Origin of the sequence: Streptomyces sp. NPDC005266 (assembly GCF_040607655.1) — a bacterium.
In the GTDB taxonomy this organism is placed as follows: domain Bacteria; phylum Actinomycetota; class Actinomycetes; order Streptomycetales; family Streptomycetaceae; genus Streptomyces.
In genome coordinates, this window is the sequence record NZ_JBEXHC010000019.1 from 34,503 (window position 1) to 52,632 (window position 18,130).

Sequence of the window (18,130 nt, forward strand, 5' to 3'; positions counted from 1 at the left end):
CGAGAAAACTTCACCGCCCCGTATGAACGGCTACTGCCGAGTCTGCCTCAATGGACGAATCCGCGGGGAATCGGCGACGGGGCCCGGGCCGTGCCCGGGCCCCCGTCGCCGCGGCTCAGCCGCGCAGATCCACCAGCACCGGCGGCCCGCCCTCACCCCGGACAGAGGTCACCGACAGCACCGCATGTCCGGCCGGCACCGCATGCGCCAGCTCCGACGCCGACCAGCGCTCCCGCTCCACCTTCCGCACGGTCACGGACTGGGTCGTCACCGCCTTACCGGTCACCACCTTGCGGATGAAGTGCAGCACCTTGGTGAACGGCTCGTCCGAGATGATCTGCCGGTCGGTGACATCCCGCGTCTCGACCCACTCCGTACCCCACACCTCGGCGAACCGGGCCCCGTCCCACGTCGTCACCCCGGCGCAGGCCATGCGGCAGCCCACCGCGCCGAGCAGCGCGCTGCGCAGCGCCTCGGGGACATCGTCCAGGGTGCGGAGGGTGAGCACGGCGCCCGCGTGCGCGGAGCGCAGCCGCTGGATGCCGCGCAGCGCCTCGGGGGTGACGGTGTGCGAGGCGTCGTCGAGGACCAGACAGGCGAAGAGCGAACGGTCCGCGCGGCCCACGGCACACTCGGTGAACTGCGCGAGCACGAGCCGCGCGAGCATCCGCGACGCCTCGGCATGACCGCGCTCGGGCAGATCGATACGGACCCGCAGCGGGTGTTCGAGTGCGCGGAGGGAGAACGGGCGGCGGTCGCCCGTCGTGTCGAAGAAATCGGCGAACGCGGGCCGGTCGAGCAGCGCGATCCGGTCCGCGAGCAGCGCCCCCGCGTCCCCGGGCGAGCCGGACTGCCGTACACGCGCATCCAGCTCGCGCGCCTGCGCCCGCTCCCCGGCCGCCTCCAGCGCCTCGCGCAGCGCGCCGATGGCCGTCTTCGAACCGTCGAGCAGCTCACGCAGCTCCGGCACGGACGGAAAACGCCCATGGGCGGCGCGGTAGGGCCCGAGCAACTGGGCGAGCGCGGTCGCCGCCCGGCGGCTGTCCCCGCCGGGGAGCGAGGCGGCCATATCGCCGATCAGGGCCTCGGCGAGGATACCGGCGGCCTCATCGGGGTCGGTGGTGCCGCCGTACAGATCGAAGTCATAGGCGGAGTCGGGGCGGCCGATCTTCACCACGACGTCGAACGCCTCATCCGCCCCGAGCCCCGCCCCCGCCGCCCCCACAGCCACGACGGCGACCTGCCCCGCCAGCGCCTGCAGGCACAGCGACTCCACGACCGGCCGCACCAGCCGCCCCGTCTTCCCCGAACCGGGCGGCCCGACGGCGAGCAGCGAGGTGCCGAGCACATCCGGATCGAGGGCCAGGCCGACGCCGCGGTGCTGGTAGGGGTTGCGGAGATCGTCGGCCGCGGTGCCGATGCGGACCTGATGCGCGAGGAGGTCGTGCTGCGACGTCCGGACGGGCAGATCACGGGCCCCGGAGGGGTGGCCGTACGAGGCGGCACCGTGGCGCAGCACGGTGTCGGTGAAGGCGGCGAGCGAGCCGCGCCCGGCCCGTACGGACTGCCAGGCGCGGTCGATCCGGGCATGGTCAACATCGTTCATCACCCCGGCCCGCGCCTCCGCCGCCAGCCGATCCGCCGCACTGTGCGCCCCCGCGTCCCGCAACTGCGGCCACTCGACGGGATCACCAGCGGGCCCCGCGACAGGCGCGGCCTCCGCGTCCGGCTCATCCCAGGCCCGCCGGAAGAGGGGCACGACGTAGCGCCGCCAGACTTCGGACCAGTGGCCGACGCGGCTGAAGACGGCAGCGATGGCCAGGAACCACAGGATTTCGTAACCGTTCGCGATCAAGGCGAGTGTGTCCTTGTCGCCACTCGGGTTGAACCAGTCTTCCGAGTTGACCAGCTTGAGCGGCCACAACCAGTAGGGGCCGAGATAGCCCTCCGTGATCAGCGACCACAACAGCCATGCGCACAGCAGCGCGATCAGCGCGCCGCTGAGCAGCCCACGCCCAGGGATCCGGTCCGGCTCCTCCGGCGGCTTGGGCTTGTGCCCGTACGTCCACACCCCCGGCGCCGCCTCGGCGGCCCGCGGGGCGCGCAGCCAGGCGACGAGGGACGGGCGCGCGGCAAGCGCGTCCGCCGCCGTGCCGGGAGCAGGCCCGGGAATGGCCGGGGGCGCGGCAGGCGGCATCGGCGGCGAGCCGGGCGGCCGCCCCACGTACGGCGCGGGCACGGGTGCCTGGGTGGTGGGGAAGCTCGGCGGGGCCTGTGGCGGTGGGGGTGGCAGCGAGTCGTGTCGTGTGCCGCCTGAGTCGAACGTGCCCTCGGTGTCCATGTGCTGCCCCTTGCCCCCTGACCGGCTGTGCCTGTGCTGTCGCGCCACCGCTCAATCTAGTGTTCCCGCTCGGGGAGTTCAGCGACCCCGGCGAGGGTGGGCTCCCCCGGTGGGCGTGGCGGCGCGGCTCCGGCCGGATCCGTGTCGCTATGGCCGTCGCGGACAACGCAACACGCGCACTGCTACCGAACGGAACATGCCTGATCCGCCACACCGCCCCTAGCCTGCGATTAAGCGGCCACATGGCGGCCACATGACTGAGTGACCACATCCCCCGTCGCCCCCCGTTCTCACCCTGGAGCACCTCATGACCGAACTGTCCGGAGGCCCGTCCCTCCCCCAGGAGCGCCGCGTCGTCACCGCGATTCCCGGCCCGAAGTCGCAGGAGCTGCTCGCCCGTAAGAACGCGACGGTTGCCGGTGGGGTCGGGAGTGTGCTGCCGGTGTTCACCGTGCGTGCGGGCGGCGGTGTGATCGAGGACGTGGACGGCAACTCGCTCATCGATTTCGGCTCCGGAATCGCCGTGACCTCGGTCGGCTCCTCCGCGGAGGCCGTGGTGCGCCGGGCGTCGGCGCAGCTGGCGGACTTCACGCACACCTGTTTCATGGTCACGCCGTACGAGGGCTATGTGGAGGTCTGCGAGGAGCTGGCGCGCCTCACGCCGGGCGACCACGCCAAGAAGTCGGCGCTGTTCAACTCGGGCGCCGAGGCGGTGGAGAACGCGGTGAAGATCGCCCGCGCCTACACCAAGCGCAAGGCGGTCGTCGTCTTCGACCACGGTTACCACGGCCGGACCAACCTCACCATGGCGCTCACGGCCAAGAACATGCCGTACAAGCAGGGCTTCGGCCCGTTCGCGCCCGAGGTCTACCGGGTTCCGCTCGCCTACCCCTACCGCTGGCTGACCGGCCCGGAGAACTGCGCCGAGGAGGCCTCGGCCCAGGTCATCGACACGATCAACAAGCAGATCGGCGCGGAGAACGTGGCCGCGATCGTGATTGAGCCGATCCTGGGCGAGGGCGGCTTCATCGAGCCCGCCAAGGGTTTCCTGCCGAAGATCGTCGAGTTCGCCAAGGACAACGGCATCGTCTTCGTCGCGGACGAGATCCAGTCCGGCTTCTGCCGCACCGGCCAGTGGTTCGCGTGCGAGGACGAGGGCATCGTCCCGGACCTGATCACCACCGCCAAGGGCATCGCGGGCGGTCTGCCGCTCGCCGCCGTCACCGGCCGCGCCGAGATCATGGACGCGGCGCACGCCGGCGGCCTCGGCGGCACCTACGGCGGCAACCCGGTCGCCTGCGCGGCGGCGCTGGGCGCGATCGAGACGATGCGCGAGCTGGACCTCAACGCCAAGGCCCGGCGCATCGAGGGGGTCATGAAGGGCCGCCTGTCCGCGATGCAGGAGAAGTACGACGTCATCGGCGACGTCCGCGGCCGTGGCGCGATGGTCGCGGTCGAACTGGTGAAGTCCGGCAGCAAGGACCCCAACCCCGAGGCGACGGCCGCCGTGACCAAGGCCTGCCACGCCGCCGGGCTGATCGTTCTAAGCTGCGGTACCTACGGCAACGTGCTGCGTTTCCTGCCGCCGCTGGTGATCGGCGAGGACCTGCTGAACGAGGGTCTGGACATCCTCGAGAGCGCCTTCGGCGAGCTGTGACTGTGAGTGATCGATGGGTGGCGTGAAGAAGATGTGCGGGGCCGATGACAGGTGGGTGATCGGTCTGTCGGCCACGGCTTCGCTGCCGTACGGTCATTGCAGATGAGAGAAACACCCCGCTCGCAGGGGACTGCGGGCGATGCCGAGCCGGTGCTTCCCCAGCCCCGACCCGGCTGTGCCCTCGCGCACACCACCGGAGCCTCTGGCTCCGGATCTCCTCACCGATCGGATGGCCGCCCGCCCCAAACCCCCCGGGGCGCGCGGCACACCGGTCACCACGGCGGCCCCGGAACCACCCCCCCTGTTCCGGGGCCGCCGACCGTCTTCCTGCCGGTGGCGCTGCTGGCCCTGTTCGCGCTGTGCGCCTGGCAGATCGCCGTCAGCGGCCCCCTGCGCGCGCTCGACGTACGGCTCGACCGCGCGCTCGCCGGATCGGCCCTTCCCTCCCCCGTCGCCGAGTCCTTCGCGGATCTGGGCAATACGGCGGTGGCACTGCCCGTCCTCGTCGCGGCCCTGGCATGCGGCGTCTGGCGCGCCCGGCGCGCGGGGACGGCGCGCTGGTGGCCGGCGCCACTGGCGGCCGCGGTGGCGATGGCGGCGGTCCCGGCGCTGATCGTCCCGCTCAAGGACTTGATCGACCGCCCGGGCCCGCCCGGCCCGCTGGCGGACCAGAGCGGATTCTTCCCCTCCGGCCACGCCGCGACCGCCGCCGTCGCCTATGGCGCGGCCGTCCTTCTCCTGGCCCCCGTGCTGGGGCAACGGTGGCAGCGCCTCCGGCGGCCGCTGCTCGTGGCCGTCGTCCTGCTGAACCTGTGCGTGGGCGCCGGGCTGGTGCGGCGCGGGTACCACTGGCCGCTGGACGTCATCGCCAGCTGGTGTCTGTCCGGCTGTCTCCTGTGGACGGTGGGGCGTGTGAGCCGGTTGAGGTCACTCGGCGATTGACTCCGGGCCAGGGGCCCGGCCTCAGCTGTCGAAGCCCAGCCCCACCCTGTCCATGGCCTTCAGCCACAGATTGCGGCGGCCCTCGTTCTCGTCGGCGCGTGTCATCGACCACTGGGTGATGCCGATGCCCGCCCACCGCACCGGCTCCGGCGGGAACGGCAGCGGCTTGCTGCGCACCATCTCCAGGCGCGTCCGCTCGGTCGGCTCACCGGCGAGCAGATCGAGCATGACCTCGGCGCCGAAGCGGGTGGCGCCGACGCCGAGGCCCGTGTAGCCAAGGGCGTAGGCCACCCGTCCGCCGTGCGCGCTGCCGAAGAAGGCGGAGAAGCGCGAGCAGGTGTCGATCGCGCCGCCCCAGGCGTGGCTGAAGCGCACGCCCTCCAGCTGCGGGAAGCAGCGGAAGAAGTGCTGGGCGAGGTTGCGGTAGGTGGCCGGGTGGTGGTCGTACTCGGCGCGCACCCGGCCGCCGTAGCGGTAGACGATGTCGTAGCCGCCCCACAGGATGCGCCGGTCGGCGGTGATGCGGAAGTAGTGGAAGTGGTTGGCGATGTCGCTCAGCCCCTGCCGCCGCTTCCAGCCGATCGCGTCGAGTTGTTCGTCCGTCAGCGGCTCGGTCATCAGCGCATGGTCGTAGACGGGCGCGATGAACGGGCGTACCCGCCGCACCAGGGCGGGGAAGGCGTTGGTGGCCAGCGCCACCTGCCGGGCCCGCACCCGGCCGTAGGGGGTACGGACCGCCATCCCGGCGGACCCGGACCCGGCGTTCGTCAGCCGTTCGGCCGGGGTGTGCTCGTAGATCCGTACGCCCAGCTCGGCGCAGGCTCGCTTGAGGCCCCAGGCGAGCTTGGCGGGGTGCAGCATCGCCACGCCCTCGCGGTCCCACAGCCCGGCGAGGAAGGTGGGCGAGTCGACCTCGCCGCGCACCGCGTCGCGGTCGAGGAACTCCGGCTCCGCGACGCCGAGCGCGGCGGCCAGTTCCGCGGTCTCGCGCAGCTCCTGGACCTGGTGCGGCGCGGTCGCCACGTCGATCTCGCCGGTGCGCTCGAAGTCGCAGTCGATGGCGTAGCGGGCGACGGCGGCCTCGATCTCGTCGAGGTTGTGGTGGCCGAGCCGCTCCAGTGCGGCCAGCTCGCCGGGCCAGCGGGCCGCGCCGTTGCCGAGGCCGTGGGTGAGGGAGGCGGCGCAGAAGCCGCCGTTGCGCCCGGAGGCGGCCCAGCCGACCTCCTGGCCCTCGATCAGGACCACATCGCGGGCGGGGTCGCGCTCCTTGGCGATGAGGGCGGTCCACAGTCCGCTGTAGCCGCCGCCGACGACGAGCAGATCGCAGTGTTCGTCGCCGACGAGGGCGGGGCGGGGGCGGGGCCTGCCGGGGTCGTCCAGCCAGTACGGCGTGTACGCGGCATCGGCCAGGGATTCCAGTACGGACGGTCGAGGGGCGTTGCCGCCCCCGGGAGAGCGCGTCATGGCGTCTGCGGCCATGGTTCTCAGCTCCTCTTGCGGCGGGTGCCGGCCAGCTGGCCGGCGAGGACGCACAGCACCGCGATGGCGAACATCGCCGTTCCGATCACATTGATCTGGACCGGGGTGCCGCGCTGCGCGGATCCCCACACGAACATGGGGAAGGTCACGGTCGATCCGGCGTTGAAGTTGGTGATGATGAAGTCGTCGAAGGAGAGCGCGAAGGACAGCAGCGCGCCCGCGGCGATACCGGGTGCGGCGATCGGCAGGGTGACGCGCAGGAAGGTCTGCGCCGGGGAGGCGTAGAGGTCCCGGGCTGCCTGCTCCAGCCGGGGGTCCATGGACATCACGCGCGCCTTGACGGCCGTCACGACGAAGCTCAGGCAGAACATGATGTGGGCGATGAGGATCGTCCAGAAGCCGAAGTCCACGCCCATGTTGAGGAAGAGAGTGGCCAGCGATGCGGCCATGACGACCTCGGGCATCGCCATCGGCAGGAAGATCAGGCTGTTGACGGCGGGGCGCGCCCGGAAGCGGTAGCGGGCCAGCGCGAAGGCGATCATCGTGCCGAGGACGGTCGCGCCGACCGTCGCCCACAGCGCGATCTGCAGGCTCAGCGAGAGCGAGCCGCACAGATCGGCGACGCCGCACGGGTCGGTCCAGGCGTCGGTGGAGAAGCGCTGCCACTCGTAGTTGAACCGGCCGTTGGGCTTGTTGAAGGAGAAGACCAGGACGACGACGTTGGGCAGGATCAGATACGCGAGGGTGCCGAGCCCCGCGATGACCACCAGGTTCCGCCGTATCCAGCGCGTCAGAGCCATCAGACCAGGTCCTCCGTCCCGGACTTGCGGATGTAGACGGTGACCATCGTGAGGATCGCCGCCATGAGGATGAAGGAGAGCGCCGCGGCCGTCGGATAGTCGAGTACCCGCAGGAACTGCGACTGGATGACGTTGCCGACCATCTTCTGGTCGGTGGAGCCGAGCAGCTCGGCGTTGATGTAGTCGCCCGCGGCGGGGATGAAGGTGAGCAGGGTGCCCGCGACGACGCCCGGCATGGACAGCGGGAAGGTCACCTTGCGGAAGGTCACCAGCGGCGTCGCGTAGAGGTCCCCGGCCGCCTCGTGCAGCCGGCCGTCGATGCGCTCCAGGCAGCTGTACAGCGGCAGGATCATGAACGGCAGGAAGTTGTACGTCAGCCCGCAGACCACCGCGAGCGGTGTGGCCAGCACGCGGTGCCCCTCGGTGATTCCCAGTCCGGCCGTCACATCCAGGATGTGCAGGGAGTTCAGCGCGCCCACCACCGGGCCGCTGTCCGCCAGGATCGTCTTCCAGGCGAGCGTGCGGATGAGAAAGCTGGTGAAGAACGGCGCGATGACCAGGATCATCACCAGATTGCGCCAACGGCCCGCGCGGAAGGCGATGAGATACGCGAGCGGATAGCCGAGCAGCAGACACAGCACGGTGGCCGTCGCGGCGTACAGCACCGAGCGCAGGAACTGCGGGTAGTACTCGCTCAGCGCGTCCCAGTAGGTCTGGAAGTGCCAGGTGACCTTGAAGCCCTCTTCGAGGGAGCCGGTCTGGACGGACGTCGAGGCCTGGTAGACGAGCGGCGCGGCAAAGAAGATCAGCAGCCAGAGGATGCCGGGGAGCAGCAGCCAGTAGGGCACCAGCCGCTTGCGGACAGCGGTCTTGCGGACGGCCGCCTTCTGTACGGCGCCCGGGGCCGGGGGCGCCTCAGGGGTGACCGTGGCCGTCACGCCGCCTCCTCGTCCAGGTCCGTGCCCGCGTCGCCCACTGTCCCGGCAAGCGGGGACTGCGCCGCGTCGAGGCCGAAGGTGTGGGCCGGGTTCCAGTGCAGGACGACCTCGGCGCCGGGCACGAGCCGGGCGTCGCGCTCGATGTTCTGCTCGTAGACGGCGAACTCGGGGCAGCCCGGGGCCTTGATGACGTACTGCGTGGAGACGCCGATGAAGCTGGAGTCCGCGATCCGGCCAGTGATCTTGTTGCGCCCCTCGGGGACGGTGGCGGCGTCCTCGGCATGGGCGAGGGAGATCTTCTCGGGGCGCACCCCGACCAGCAGCTTCCCGCCCGTTCGGACGGGCGCGCTACATCGGTCGGCGGGCAGGGCGAGTCGGCCACAGTCGGCGGTGAGGACGAGGTCGCCGCCGCTCTTGTCGGCGATCTCGGCCTCGATGAGGTTGGAGGTGCCGAGGAAGTTGGCGACGAAGGTGCTGCCGGGGCTCTCGTACAGCTCGGCCGGGGCGCCCTGCTGCTCGACCCGGCCGCCGTTCATCACCGCGACCGTGTCGGCCATGGTCATGGCCTCTTCCTGGTCGTGGGTGACATGGACGAAGGTGATGCCGACCTCGGTCTGGATGCGCTTGAGTTCGAGCTGCATCTGGCGGCGGAGCTTGAGGTCGAGCGCGCCCAGCGGCTCGTCGAGGAGCAGCACCTGGGGGTGGTTGATCAGGGCCCGGGCGACGGCGACGCGCTGCTGCTGGCCGCCGGAGAGCTGCTGGGGCTTGCGGCGGGCGAAGTCGCCGAGCTGGACGAGTTCCAGCATCTCGTCGACCTGCTTCTTCACCGACTTGACGCCGCGTCGGCGCAGCCCGAAGGCGACGTTCTCGTAGATGTCGAGATGCGGGAAGAGCGCATAGTTCTGGAAGACGGTGTTGACGGGCCGCTTGTACGGCGGGAGGTCGGTGACGTCGTTCCCGGCGAGCCGGACGGTGCCGGTGGTCGGCTCCTCCAGGCCCGCGATCATGCGCAGGGTGGTGGTCTTGCCGCAGCCGGAGGCGCCGAGCAGGGCGAAGAAGGAGCCGGCGGGTATGTGGAGGTCGAGCGGGTGGACGGCGGTGAAGGACCCGTAGGTCTTGCTGATCCCGGAGAGGCGGACGTCGCCGCCGGAGGTGGGCTGGGTCATGAGCGTGCGCTTCCTCGGTTTGTCAGGCGCCGGTGAGCTTGGCGAACTTGTCCTCGAATGCCGTCTCTTCCTTGCTCGACAGCGAGCGGAAGGCGTGGGACTTGGCGGCCATCTCCTCGTCCGGGAGGATCAGCGGATTGTCCGCCAGCTTCTTGTCGATCTTCGCGAGTTCATCGCGTACGCCGTCGACCGGGCACACATAGTTGATGTAGGCGGCGATCTTCGCGGCGACCTTGGGCTCGTAGAAGTAGTCGATGAGCCGTTCGGCGTTCTTCTTGTGGCGCGCCTTGTTGGGGATCAGGAGGTTGTCGGTGGCGGTCATATAGCCGGCGTCCGGGATCGCGAACTCGATCTCGGGGTTGTCCGCCTGGAGCTGGATCAGGTCCCCGGCCCAGGCCATACAGGCGGCGAGGTCGCCCTTGGTGAGGTCGCCGGTGTAGTCGTTGCCGGTGAAGCGGCGGATCTGGCCGCGGTCGGACGCCTTCTGGAGCCTGGCGATCGCGGCGTCGTACTCGTCGGCGGTGACGTCCTCGGGGCGCTTGCCCATGTCCAGGAGGGTCAGCCCGACGGTGTCGCGCATCTCGGTGAGCAGACCGACCCGGCCCTTGAGCTTGGGGTCCTCCAGGAGCTGGGAGACGGAGGTGACCTTACGGCCGCCGGTCGCCTTCTTGTTGTACGCGATGACGGCGGGGATGCCGGTCCAGGGGTAGGAGTGGGCGCGCCCCGGGTCCCAGTCGGGGTTGCGGAAGCCCTGCCCCAGACGGGTGTAGGCATGCGGCAGGTTGGCCGGGTCGAGCGGCTGCATCCAGCCGAGCCGGATCATCCGGGCGGCCAGCCAGTCGGTGACGCAGATGAGGTCGCGGCCGGTGTCCTGGCCCGCGGCGAGCTGCGGCTTGATCTTCCCGAAGAACTCGACGTTGTCGTTGATGTCCTCGGTGTACTTGACCTTGATGCCGGTGCGGCGCTGGAACGCGTCGAGCGTCGGATGGCGATTGCCCTTGCCGACGTCCATGTACTCGGTCCAGTTGGAGAAGTTGACCCTCTTCTCCTCCGCGGAGTGGTCATCGGAGGCGTTGTCCGCCTCGGTGCGCCCCGCGGGCGGGATCCCACAGCCGCCGAGCGCCCCGAGCCCGCCGACGGCCAGCGCTCCGGCGCCGCCCGCGCGCAGCAGCGAGCGGCGGGTGAGCGCCATCCGGCCGTTGGTCATGGAGCGTCGAACCGCGGCGAGCTGCGGTGAGGACAGGCTCTCGGGCTCGTGCTGTGCTTCCATAAGCTGTGCCTTTCGAGGGTGTCGGCCGGTCTCAGCCGGTCCCGGCCACGCGAAGTGGCCGCACATTCAGGTCTGTCGGTCCCCGAAGACCGTGCGGTGCCAGTCCTTGCGGACCACCGCGGTGTTGTCGAACATCACATGCTTGACCTGCGTGTACTCCTCGAAGGAGTACGCCGACATGTCCTTGCCGAAGCCGGAGGCCCGCATACCGCCGTGCGGCATCTCGCTGATGATCGGGATGTGGTCGTTGATCCAGACGCAGCCCGCCTTGATCTCGCGGGAGGCGCGGTTGGCCCGGTAGACATCGCGGCTCCAGGCGGAGGCGGCGAGCCCGTAGGGCGTGTCGTTGGCGAGCGCGATGCCCTCGTCGTCGCTGTCGAAGGGGAGGACGACGAGGACCGGGCCGAAGATCTCGGACTGGACGATCTCGCTGTCCTGGGCCGCGCCGGTGACGAGGGTGGGCCGGTAGTACGCGCCCCTGGCGAGGTCACCGCCCGGAGCCGTGCCGCCGGTGACGACGGTCGCGTAGCCGCGGGCCCGCTCCACGATGTCAGCGACGCGGTCGCGCTGGGCGTACGAGACCAGCGGGCCGAGGTCGGTGTGGGGGTCGAATGGGTCGCCGAGCCGTACGGACGCCATCAGATCGGCGACGGCGGCGACGAACGCGTCGTACAGCGGGCGCTGGACATAGGCGCGGGTGGCCGCGGTGCAGTCCTGCCCGGTGTTGATCAGCGCGCCCGCGACGGCGCCGTGCGCGGCGGCTTCGAGGTCCGCGTCGTCGAAGACGACGAAGGGCGCCTTGCCGCCGAGTTCGAGATGGAGCCGCTTGACGGTCGAGGTGGCGAGCTCGGCGACGCGCTTGCCGACCGCCGTCGATCCGGTGAAGGAGGTCATGGCCACGCCGGGGTGGGAGACCAGCCGCTCACCCGCCTCCCGGCCGGTGCCGCTCACCACGTTGACGACACCGTCCGGGATGCCCGCCTCGGTGGCCGCCTGAGCGAACATCAGCGAGGTCAGGGGCGTCAGCTCGGCGGGCTTCAGCACGATGGTGTTGCCCGCGGCGATGGCCGGGAGGACCTTCCACGCCGCCATCTGCAGGGGGTAGTTCCAGGGGGCGATGGAGCCGATGACGCCGATGGGTTCACGGCGGACGTAGGAGGTGTGGTCGCCGCTGTACTCGGCGGCCGCCTTGCCCTCCAGATGGCGGGCGGCGCCCGCGAAGAAGGCGGTGTTGTCGATCGAGCCGGGCACATCGAACTCGGTGGAGAGCTTGATGGGCTTGCCGCACTGCAGCGACTCGGCGTATGCGAGCTCGTCCGCCCGCTCGGTGAGGGCGGCGGCGAAGCGGTGCAGCGCGTCGGAGCGCTCAGCGGGGGTGGCGCCCGCCCAGCCGGGGACGGCCGCCTCGGCGGCGGCGACGGCGGTGTCGACGTCGTCCGGACCGGCGAGCCGGTAGTTGTACACCTGCTCGCCGGTGGCCGGGTCGACGACCGTATGCGTACCGCCCGAACCGCCCTGGCGCAGACGGCCCGCGATGTACTGCGCACCGTCGGCGAACCGCCCCGTCACATCGAACCGCTGATCCATCGCGTGCTCTCCTCCGCCGGTCCGCCCCGAGGGGGCGCGGCGTAGCTCCAACCGGAATCGAAGGCCGATCCTGACAGAGAGCCTTCACTTCAACAAGGGATTCCGTTGTTGCTTTTTGGTTTCGCGACGGATTCAGTGATCAGCGCGGGTGCCGACGTCACCGATTCCGGGCTAGAACACGGAGTCGATCGCGGACTCCAGCGCCGCGAGGTAGATCATCGGGATGACCATGCCGACGATGCCGCAGACCAGACCGGCGGTCGCCGAGCCCGCGTTGCCCGCCTCGCCCCGGTTCGCCTTTCCCCGGCCGAGGGCGCCGAAGATGATCGCGAGGATCCCGAGAATGATCGCGAAGACCCACAGAAAGTAGGTGATTCCGCAGACCAGGCCGATGATGCCGCAGACCAGCGCGGCCGTGCCCATGCCATTGCTCTGCTGCACGGGCATCCCCGGCGCCCCCGGGTAGACGGGCGGCGCGGCGGGGTAGCCGGCGCCGGGGTACTGCGGCTGGGCCGGGGGCTGGGCCGGCGGCGTGGGAGCGGCGTACGGGTTGGCGGGATAGGGCTCGTGCGGGCCCTGCTGTGGGCCGGGCATGTTGGTGGACATGGATGGTCTCCCCTCCTGATGAATGTCGGGCAATGTTATGGGCATGACTCGTCCCTGGTCAGCCCAGTTGCCCAGGTTGGTGGCGCTGTCGGTGGCCGGTGCGAGAATCCCGGGCATGGAGACGAACGGGGTGGCGGGATCGGTTTCGGCGGACGGGGGTCCCCGGTCGGTCGAGGAGCTCATCGAGCGGGCGGCGCGCGGCGAGCGGCCGAAGTACGTCTGGTTCTGGGGCCACCGGCCGCGGCGGGACGGGGGTGTCGGCCCGGGGTGCTTCAGCCAGTGGTGGCCCGCGCCGTTCGCCGTCGACGGTGTCACGTACCCGACGGCCGAGCACTGGATGATGGCGAGCAAGGCCCGGCTGTTCGGCGACGCGGACGCCGAGCGGCGGGCGATGGATGCCTCGCATCCCAAGGAGGCCAAGGACGCGGGCCGCTCGGTGCGCGGCTTCGACGAGGAGATCTGGCGCCGGCACCGGTTCGCGCTCGTGGTCGAGGGCAGCGTGCGGAAGTTCGGGCAGCATCCGCCGCTGCGCGACTATCTGCTGGGGACGGGGGCACGGGTGCTGGTCGAGGCCAGCCCGGTGGACCGGGTGTGGGGCATCGGTCTCGCGGCGGGCGACGAGCGGGCGGCCGATCCGGCCCGCTGGCGCGGGCTCAATCTGCTGGGCTTCGCGCTGATGGAGGCCCGTCAGCGGCTCATATCGGCGGGCGAGAGCACCAGCGCCGCCGAGACCTCGGCATAGCCGGTCTCCCCGCTGCCGTCCTCCCTGTCGTCGTTGGCGGCGGCGACATACACAAAGATCATGATCACGCTCGCCACGACGGCGATCGCACCGAGGATCACCCCGGCGAGGGCGGACCCTCCGTTGGTCGCCTCCCCGCTGGTCGCCTTGGCGCGGCCGAGCACGCCGAAGATGATCGCGAGCACGCCGAGGACAATGCCCAGGATGATGGAGGCGAAGGCGACCAGGCCGATGATGCCGAGCACCAGAGCGGCCGTGCCGCTGCCGTTGTTGGGCAGGTAGGAACCGCTCTGCCAGCTCGTGGAACCGCCCTGCCAGCTCGTTCCGTAGGCGGCGCCGGGGTGGGGGTTACCCGGGTGGCCATAGCCGTAGCCGGGCTGGGCGTAGCCAGGCTGGGCGTAGCCGTAGCCGGGGTAGCCGTAGCCGGGACCGCTGGGCGCGACGCCGTACGGGGCCTGCGGGTAGGCGGGCTGCTGCCCGTACCCGGTACCGCCATAGCCGGTGGTGCCGTAGCCGCCCGCGCCGTACGGGCCGCCCGGGTAGGCGCTGGGGGTGCCGGGGCCGGTCGGGGCGGGCGGCGGCGGGGGCACCGCGCCCGTCGGGGTGGCGGAGTGCGGCGGGCGCGGGGCGCTCGGCGCGGGCGCTGGGGGCGGCACCTGCGGCAGGCCGGGGTGGGAGGTGAGCGTGGGCTGCTCGGCCACCGAGGGCCGGAGCGCCGGCTTGGCCGCCTCGTCCGCCTCGTCCGCCTTGTCCGCCTTGTCCGCCTTGTCCAGTGATGCCCGCTGCGGCGGCGGCGCCCAGGGATCGCGGTCCCGCGGCTCCGGCCGTCGTGGCTGCTGGTCCGATGGCCGCGGCTGATCCTGCTGGTCGGACTGGTCGTGCTGGTCTGCCATGTATCTCCCCCACTGAGACGTCCGCCCATGCTACGGCCTGGGTCCACCGGTTCGGCGCCACACAATTACGATGACCGGAGCCCGCCGCCGGCGGCCGTCTCCCGGAGGTTTCCGTTGACCGATCTCACCACCTTCATCGCCGGACTGCCCAAAGCGGAACTCCATGTTCACCACGTGGGATCCGCGTCCCCGCGCATCGTGGCCGAGCTCGCCGCCCGTCACCCGGACTCCAAGGTGCCCACCGATCCCGAGGCCCTGGTCGACTACTTCGTCTTCCGGGACTTCGCACACTTCGTCGACATCTATCTCTCCGTGGTGGATCTGATCCGCGACGCCGAGGACGTACGGCTGCTGACCTACGAGGTCGCCCGCGACATGGCCCGGCAGAACATCCGCTACGCCGAGCTGACCGTCACCCCCTACAGCTCGACGCGGCGCGGCATCCCCGACACCGCCTTCGTCGAGGCGATCGAGGACGCCCGCAAGGCCGCCGAGTCGGAGTTCGGCACCGTGCTGCGCTGGATCTTCGACATCCCCGGCGAGGCCGGTCTGGACGCCGCGGAGGAGACCGCGCGCATCGCCTGCGATCTGCGCCCCGAAGGCCTGGTCGGGTTCGGCCTCGGCGGGCCGGAGATAGGCGTGCCGCGCCCGCAGTTCAAGCCGTACTTCGACCGTGCCATCGCCGCCGGGCTGCACAGCCTGCCGCACGCGGGCGAGACGACCGGACCGCAGACGATCTGGGATGCCCTCACCGAGCTGCGCGCGGAGCGCATCGGCCATGGCACCAGCGCCGTCCAGGACCCGAAGCTGCTCGCCCATCTCGCGGAGAACCGCATTCCGCTGGAGGTCTGCCCGACCTCCAACATCGCCACCCGCGCGGTCGCCGCCCTCGATGAGCACCCGCTGAAGCAGATGGTCGACGCCGGGGTGTTCGTCACGATCAACAGCGACGACCCGCCGATGTTCGGCACCGACCTCAACACGGAGTACGCGGTGGCGGCCCGGCTGCTGGACCTGGACGCGGCGGGCGTCGCGGCCCTCGCCAAGAACGCCGTCAAGGCGTCCTTCCTGGACGCGGAGGGCAAGGCGCGGCTGGCCGCCGAGATCGACGCCTACACGGCGGTCGCGGGCCGATGACGGCACTCGGCGCGATGTGCCTCCCGGTCGGCCACCGCGGCGATCCGTACGCGTACCGCGAGAACACCCTGGCGTCGGTCCGCTCGGCGCTCCGCGCCGGGGCGGGCGCGGTCGAGATCGACGTACGGCTGACCCGGGACGGCGTCCCGGTCCTGCTCCACGACGCCACCCTCAAGCGGCTGTGGGGGCACGACCGGCCGCTGGCCGCGCTGACCGCCGATGAGGTGCGGCAGCTGACCGGCGGGGGCGTCCCCACCCTGCGCTCCGCCCTCGCCTCGGCCGACTCGACCCGGCTGCTCATCGACCTCCCCGACGCGTCGGCCGTGCCCGCGGCCCTCGCCGAGGTACGGGAGTGCGGGGCGGCCGACCGGGTCCACTACTGCGGCCAACTGACCGCCCTGCACGCCGTACGCCGCGCCGACCCGGCCGCCGAGATCGCGCTGACCTGGACCACGCTGGCCCCGCCGCGTCCGACGCTGCTGGCCGCGCTGCGTCCCCGATGGATCAACTACCGCTTCGGGCTGGTGTCGCCGGAGCTGGTGGAGCGCGACCACGCCGACGGGCTGCTGGTCTCCGCCTGGACCCCCGACACCCGCTGGTCGATGTCCCGGCTGCTGCGCGCGGGCGTCGACTCGATCACCACCAACCGCGTCGGCGCCCTGTGCGCCCTGCTCAGCCGCCGCTGACCGCGCGGCGCCATGCCGTCCCTCCCACCCACAGGTCATTGCTGCCCGCGATGACGACCTTGCCGTCGGCGCGGGTGGTGAGGGCCGTGGGCAGCAACTTCCCGCAGCCGAGCCCGGCTCGCCGGGCGTCCTTGCCGAAGCCGCCCGACGCCGCCGCCCGCCCGCTGGTCACCGCAGCCCGCGACGGCCAGCGGCGCGGCGGCGGCCGCGGAACGCACTCTTCCGGCTCCCCCGCTTGGTCATGACAGGCTTGGTCATGACAGGGGAGCCCTGTCATGACCAAGCGGTGATCAACCCAGCGACGTCATCACATGCTTGATGCGCGTGTAGTCCTCGAATCCGTAGGCCGACAGATCCTTGCCGTAGCCGGACTTCTTGAACCCGCCGTGCGGCATCTCGGCGACCAGCGGAATGTGGGTGTTGATCCACACGCAGCCGAACTCCAGGGCCTTGGACATGCGCATCGCGCGGGCGTGGTCCTTGGTCCACACCGACGACGCCAGCGCGTACTCCACGCCGTTGGCGTAGGAGACCGCCTGCGCCTCGTCCGAGAAGGACTGGACGGTGATGACCGGGCCGAACACCTCGTGCTGGATGATCTCGTCGTCCTGCTTGAGCCCGGAGACCACGGTGGGCGCGTAGAAGAAGCCCTTGTCGCCGACCCGGTGGCCACCCGCCTCGACCTTGGCGTGCGCGGGCAGCCGCTCGATGAAGCCGCTGACCTGGGCCAGCTGGTTGGCGTTGTTGAGCGGGCCGAAGAGCACGTCCTCGTCGTCCGGGTGGCCGGTCCTGGTGTCGGCGGCCGCCTTGGCCAGCGCGGTCACGAACTCGTCGTGGATCGACTCGTGGACCAGCACCCGGGTGGCCGCCGTACAGTCCTGGCCCGCGTTGAAGAAGCCCGCGACCGAGATGTCCTCGACCGCCTTGGCGATGTCGCTGTCCTCGAAGACGACGACCGGCGCCTTGCCGCCGAGCTCCAGGTGCACCCGTTTGAGGTCCTTGGAGGCGCTCTCGGCGACCTGCATACCGGCGCGCACCGATCCGGTGATGGACGCCATGGCCGGCACCGGGTGCTCGACCATCAGCCGGCCGGTCTCCCGGTCGCCGCAGATGACGTTGAAGACGCCCTGCGGATGGCCCAGCTCCGCCAGCACCCCGCCGATGATCTCGGCGATCAGCACGGTGGAGGCGGGCGTGGTGTCCGAGGGCTTGATGACGACCGTATTACCGGCCGCCAGGGCCGGCGCGAACTTCCATACGGCCATCATCATCGGGTAGTTCCACGGCGCGACCTGCGCGCAGACCCCGACCGGCTCACGCCGGATGATGGAGGTCAGCCCCTCCATGTACTCACCGGCCGAGCGCCCCTCGAGCATCCGGGCGGCGCCCGCGAAGAAGCGGATCTGGTCGATCATCGGCGGGATCTCCTCGTCCCGCGTGAGGCCGATCGGCTTGCCGGTGTTCTCGGACTCGGCGGCGATCAGCTCCTCCGCCCGCGCCTCGAAGGCGTCGGCGATCTTCAGCAGCGCCTTCTGCCGCTCGCCGGGCACCAGATCGCGCCAGGCGGGGAAGGCCGCCTCGGCGGCGGTCATCGCCGCGTCCACGTCCGCCGGGCCCGAGAGCGGCGCCGTGGCGTAGGGCTCGCCCGTGGCCGGGTTGACCACCTCCGTGGTCCGCCCGTCCGTGGCGTCCCGGAACTCCCCGTCGATGTAGTTGCGCAGACGACGCAGTTCGGTGGTCACGTGCCACCCCTCCTGTCAGCTGTCCGATGGGTGAGACACCACACTAGTCGCCGGTTCGACGCTTTCAACATACCCGCCACACCAGAACGACGGAATCAGTGATTTCGCGATGTCATGACAACGAAATTCATCGATCGAGGGTTG

Annotated in this window: 16 protein-coding genes; 5 read left to right on the forward strand and 11 right to left on the reverse strand. The window is 71.0% G+C overall.

Annotated elements, in window-relative coordinates; all coding sequences use genetic code 11:
- Positions 1–115: 115 nt before the first annotated feature.
- Positions 116–2,341 (reverse strand): ATP-binding protein, encoded by a 2,226-nt coding sequence (locus ABZU99_RS26840; protein ID WP_356047115.1) that lies wholly within the window; start codon positions 2,339–2,341, stop codon positions 116–118.
- Positions 2,342–2,648: 307 nt separating this feature from the next.
- Here ABZU99_RS26840 and gabT point away from each other — a divergent pair, with 307 nt between their 5' ends.
- Positions 2,649–3,998, forward strand: coding sequence for a 4-aminobutyrate--2-oxoglutarate transaminase (gene gabT / locus ABZU99_RS26845; RefSeq protein ID WP_355948197.1), 1,350 nt, complete (start codon positions 2,649–2,651; stop codon positions 3,996–3,998).
- Between the two features lie 333 nt (positions 3,999–4,331).
- Complete coding sequence (locus tag ABZU99_RS26850; protein ID WP_356047113.1) at positions 4,332–4,940, forward strand: phosphatase PAP2 family protein; 609 nt, start codon at positions 4,332–4,334, stop codon at positions 4,938–4,940.
- Between the two features lie 21 nt (positions 4,941–4,961).
- On the opposite strand, the gene ABZU99_RS26855 is transcribed toward ABZU99_RS26850, so the two are convergent.
- The 7 genes from ABZU99_RS26855 to ABZU99_RS26885 all read right to left on the reverse strand — a co-directional run bounded on the left by ABZU99_RS26855 (position 4,962) and on the right by ABZU99_RS26885 (position 12,786).
- Positions 4,962–6,404 (reverse strand): FAD-dependent oxidoreductase, encoded by a 1,443-nt coding sequence (locus ABZU99_RS26855; RefSeq protein WP_356047141.1) that lies wholly within the window; start codon positions 6,402–6,404, stop codon positions 4,962–4,964.
- A 20-nt stretch (positions 6,405–6,424) separates the two neighbouring features.
- On the reverse strand, positions 6,425–7,219 hold the full coding sequence (locus tag ABZU99_RS26860) for an ABC transporter permease (RefSeq protein WP_355948192.1): 795 nt from the start codon (positions 7,217–7,219) through the stop codon (positions 6,425–6,427).
- Positions 7,219–8,157 carry an ABC transporter permease gene (locus ABZU99_RS26865; RefSeq protein WP_355948190.1) on the reverse strand — a complete coding sequence of 313 codons (939 nt, stop codon included), beginning with the start codon at positions 8,155–8,157 and terminating at the stop codon, positions 7,219–7,221. Before ABZU99_RS26865 ends, ABZU99_RS26860 begins: the two co-directional genes overlap by 1 nt.
- The gene (locus ABZU99_RS26870; RefSeq protein ID WP_355948187.1) at positions 8,154–9,323 is read right to left on the reverse strand and encodes an ABC transporter ATP-binding protein; all 1,170 of its coding nucleotides are present in this window, start codon (positions 9,321–9,323) and stop codon (positions 8,154–8,156) included. Before ABZU99_RS26870 ends, ABZU99_RS26865 begins: the two co-directional genes overlap by 4 nt.
- A 22-nt stretch (positions 9,324–9,345) precedes the next feature.
- Entirely contained in the window at positions 9,346–10,593 is a 1,248-nt protein-coding gene (locus ABZU99_RS26875) for a spermidine/putrescine ABC transporter substrate-binding protein (RefSeq protein WP_356047110.1), read from the reverse strand.
- Between the two features lie 66 nt (positions 10,594–10,659).
- Complete coding sequence (locus ABZU99_RS26880; RefSeq protein WP_356047108.1) at positions 10,660–12,180, reverse strand: gamma-aminobutyraldehyde dehydrogenase; 1,521 nt, start codon at positions 12,178–12,180, stop codon at positions 10,660–10,662.
- Between the two features lie 171 nt (positions 12,181–12,351).
- Positions 12,352–12,786 (reverse strand): DUF4190 domain-containing protein, encoded by a 435-nt coding sequence (locus ABZU99_RS26885; RefSeq protein ID WP_355846450.1) that lies wholly within the window; start codon positions 12,784–12,786, stop codon positions 12,352–12,354.
- Positions 12,787–12,901: 115 nt separating this feature from the next.
- Between ABZU99_RS26885 and ABZU99_RS26890 the strand changes: the two genes are divergently transcribed.
- Positions 12,902–13,528: an NADAR family protein gene (locus ABZU99_RS26890; protein WP_356047106.1), complete on the forward strand. Its 627-nt coding sequence runs from the start codon at positions 12,902–12,904 to the stop codon at positions 13,526–13,528.
- On the opposite strand, the gene ABZU99_RS26895 is transcribed toward ABZU99_RS26890, so the two are convergent.
- Positions 13,474–14,421, reverse strand: coding sequence for a DUF4190 domain-containing protein (locus ABZU99_RS26895; protein ID WP_356047104.1), 948 nt, complete (start codon positions 14,419–14,421; stop codon positions 13,474–13,476). The two genes, ABZU99_RS26890 and ABZU99_RS26895, sit on opposite strands and share 55 nt — an antisense overlap.
- A gap of 114 nt (positions 14,422–14,535) precedes the next feature.
- Between ABZU99_RS26895 and ABZU99_RS26900 the strand changes: the two genes are divergently transcribed.
- Entirely contained in the window at positions 14,536–15,558 is a 1,023-nt protein-coding gene (locus tag ABZU99_RS26900; protein ID WP_355948173.1) for an adenosine deaminase, read from the forward strand.
- Positions 15,555–16,244 (forward strand): glycerophosphodiester phosphodiesterase, encoded by a 690-nt coding sequence (locus ABZU99_RS26905; RefSeq protein ID WP_356047102.1) that lies wholly within the window; start codon positions 15,555–15,557, stop codon positions 16,242–16,244. The genes ABZU99_RS26900 and ABZU99_RS26905 overlap by 4 nt, the downstream gene beginning before the upstream one ends.
- On the opposite strand, the gene ABZU99_RS26910 is transcribed toward ABZU99_RS26905, so the two are convergent.
- Both ABZU99_RS26910 and ABZU99_RS26915 read right to left on the reverse strand, forming a co-directional pair.
- Positions 16,231–16,416, reverse strand: coding sequence for a hypothetical protein (locus tag ABZU99_RS26910; protein WP_356047100.1), 186 nt, complete (start codon positions 16,414–16,416; stop codon positions 16,231–16,233). The genes ABZU99_RS26905 and ABZU99_RS26910 overlap by 14 nt on opposite strands.
- Before the next feature lie 118 nt (positions 16,417–16,534).
- The gene (locus ABZU99_RS26915) at positions 16,535–17,986 is read right to left on the reverse strand and encodes a gamma-aminobutyraldehyde dehydrogenase (RefSeq protein ID WP_355948167.1); all 1,452 of its coding nucleotides are present in this window, start codon (positions 17,984–17,986) and stop codon (positions 16,535–16,537) included.
- Between the last annotated feature and the right edge of the window lie 144 nt (positions 17,987–18,130).

What these genes read in the sequence shown, in the direction of transcription:
- ABZU99_RS26840 (WP_356047115.1), bottom strand. Translation starts at nt 2,341, where the DNA reads ATGGACACCGAGGGCACGTTCGACTCAGGCGGCACACGACACGACTCG.
- gabT (WP_355948197.1), top strand. Translation starts at nt 2,649, where the DNA reads ATGACCGAACTGTCCGGAGGCCCGTCCCTCCCCCAGGAGCGCCGCGTC.
- ABZU99_RS26855 (WP_356047141.1), bottom strand. Translation starts at nt 6,404, where the DNA reads ATGACGCGCTCTCCCGGGGGCGGCAACGCCCCTCGACCGTCCGTACTG.
- ABZU99_RS26860 (WP_355948192.1), bottom strand. Translation starts at nt 7,219, where the DNA reads ATGGCTCTGACGCGCTGGATACGGCGGAACCTGGTGGTCATCGCGGGG.
- ABZU99_RS26870 (WP_355948187.1), bottom strand. Translation starts at nt 9,323, where the DNA reads ATGACCCAGCCCACCTCCGGCGGCGACGTCCGCCTCTCCGGGATCAGC.
- ABZU99_RS26875 (WP_356047110.1), bottom strand. Translation starts at nt 10,593, where the DNA reads ATGGAAGCACAGCACGAGCCCGAGAGCCTGTCCTCACCGCAGCTCGCC.
- ABZU99_RS26880 (WP_356047108.1), bottom strand. Translation starts at nt 12,180, where the DNA reads ATGGATCAGCGGTTCGATGTGACGGGGCGGTTCGCCGACGGTGCGCAG.
- ABZU99_RS26885 (WP_355846450.1), bottom strand. Translation starts at nt 12,786, where the DNA reads ATGTCCACCAACATGCCCGGCCCACAGCAGGGCCCGCACGAGCCCTAT.
- ABZU99_RS26890 (WP_356047106.1), top strand. Translation starts at nt 12,902, where the DNA reads ATGGAGACGAACGGGGTGGCGGGATCGGTTTCGGCGGACGGGGGTCCC.
- ABZU99_RS26895 (WP_356047104.1), bottom strand. Translation starts at nt 14,421, where the DNA reads ATGGCAGACCAGCACGACCAGTCCGACCAGCAGGATCAGCCGCGGCCA.
- ABZU99_RS26905 (WP_356047102.1), top strand. Translation starts at nt 15,555, where the DNA reads ATGACGGCACTCGGCGCGATGTGCCTCCCGGTCGGCCACCGCGGCGAT.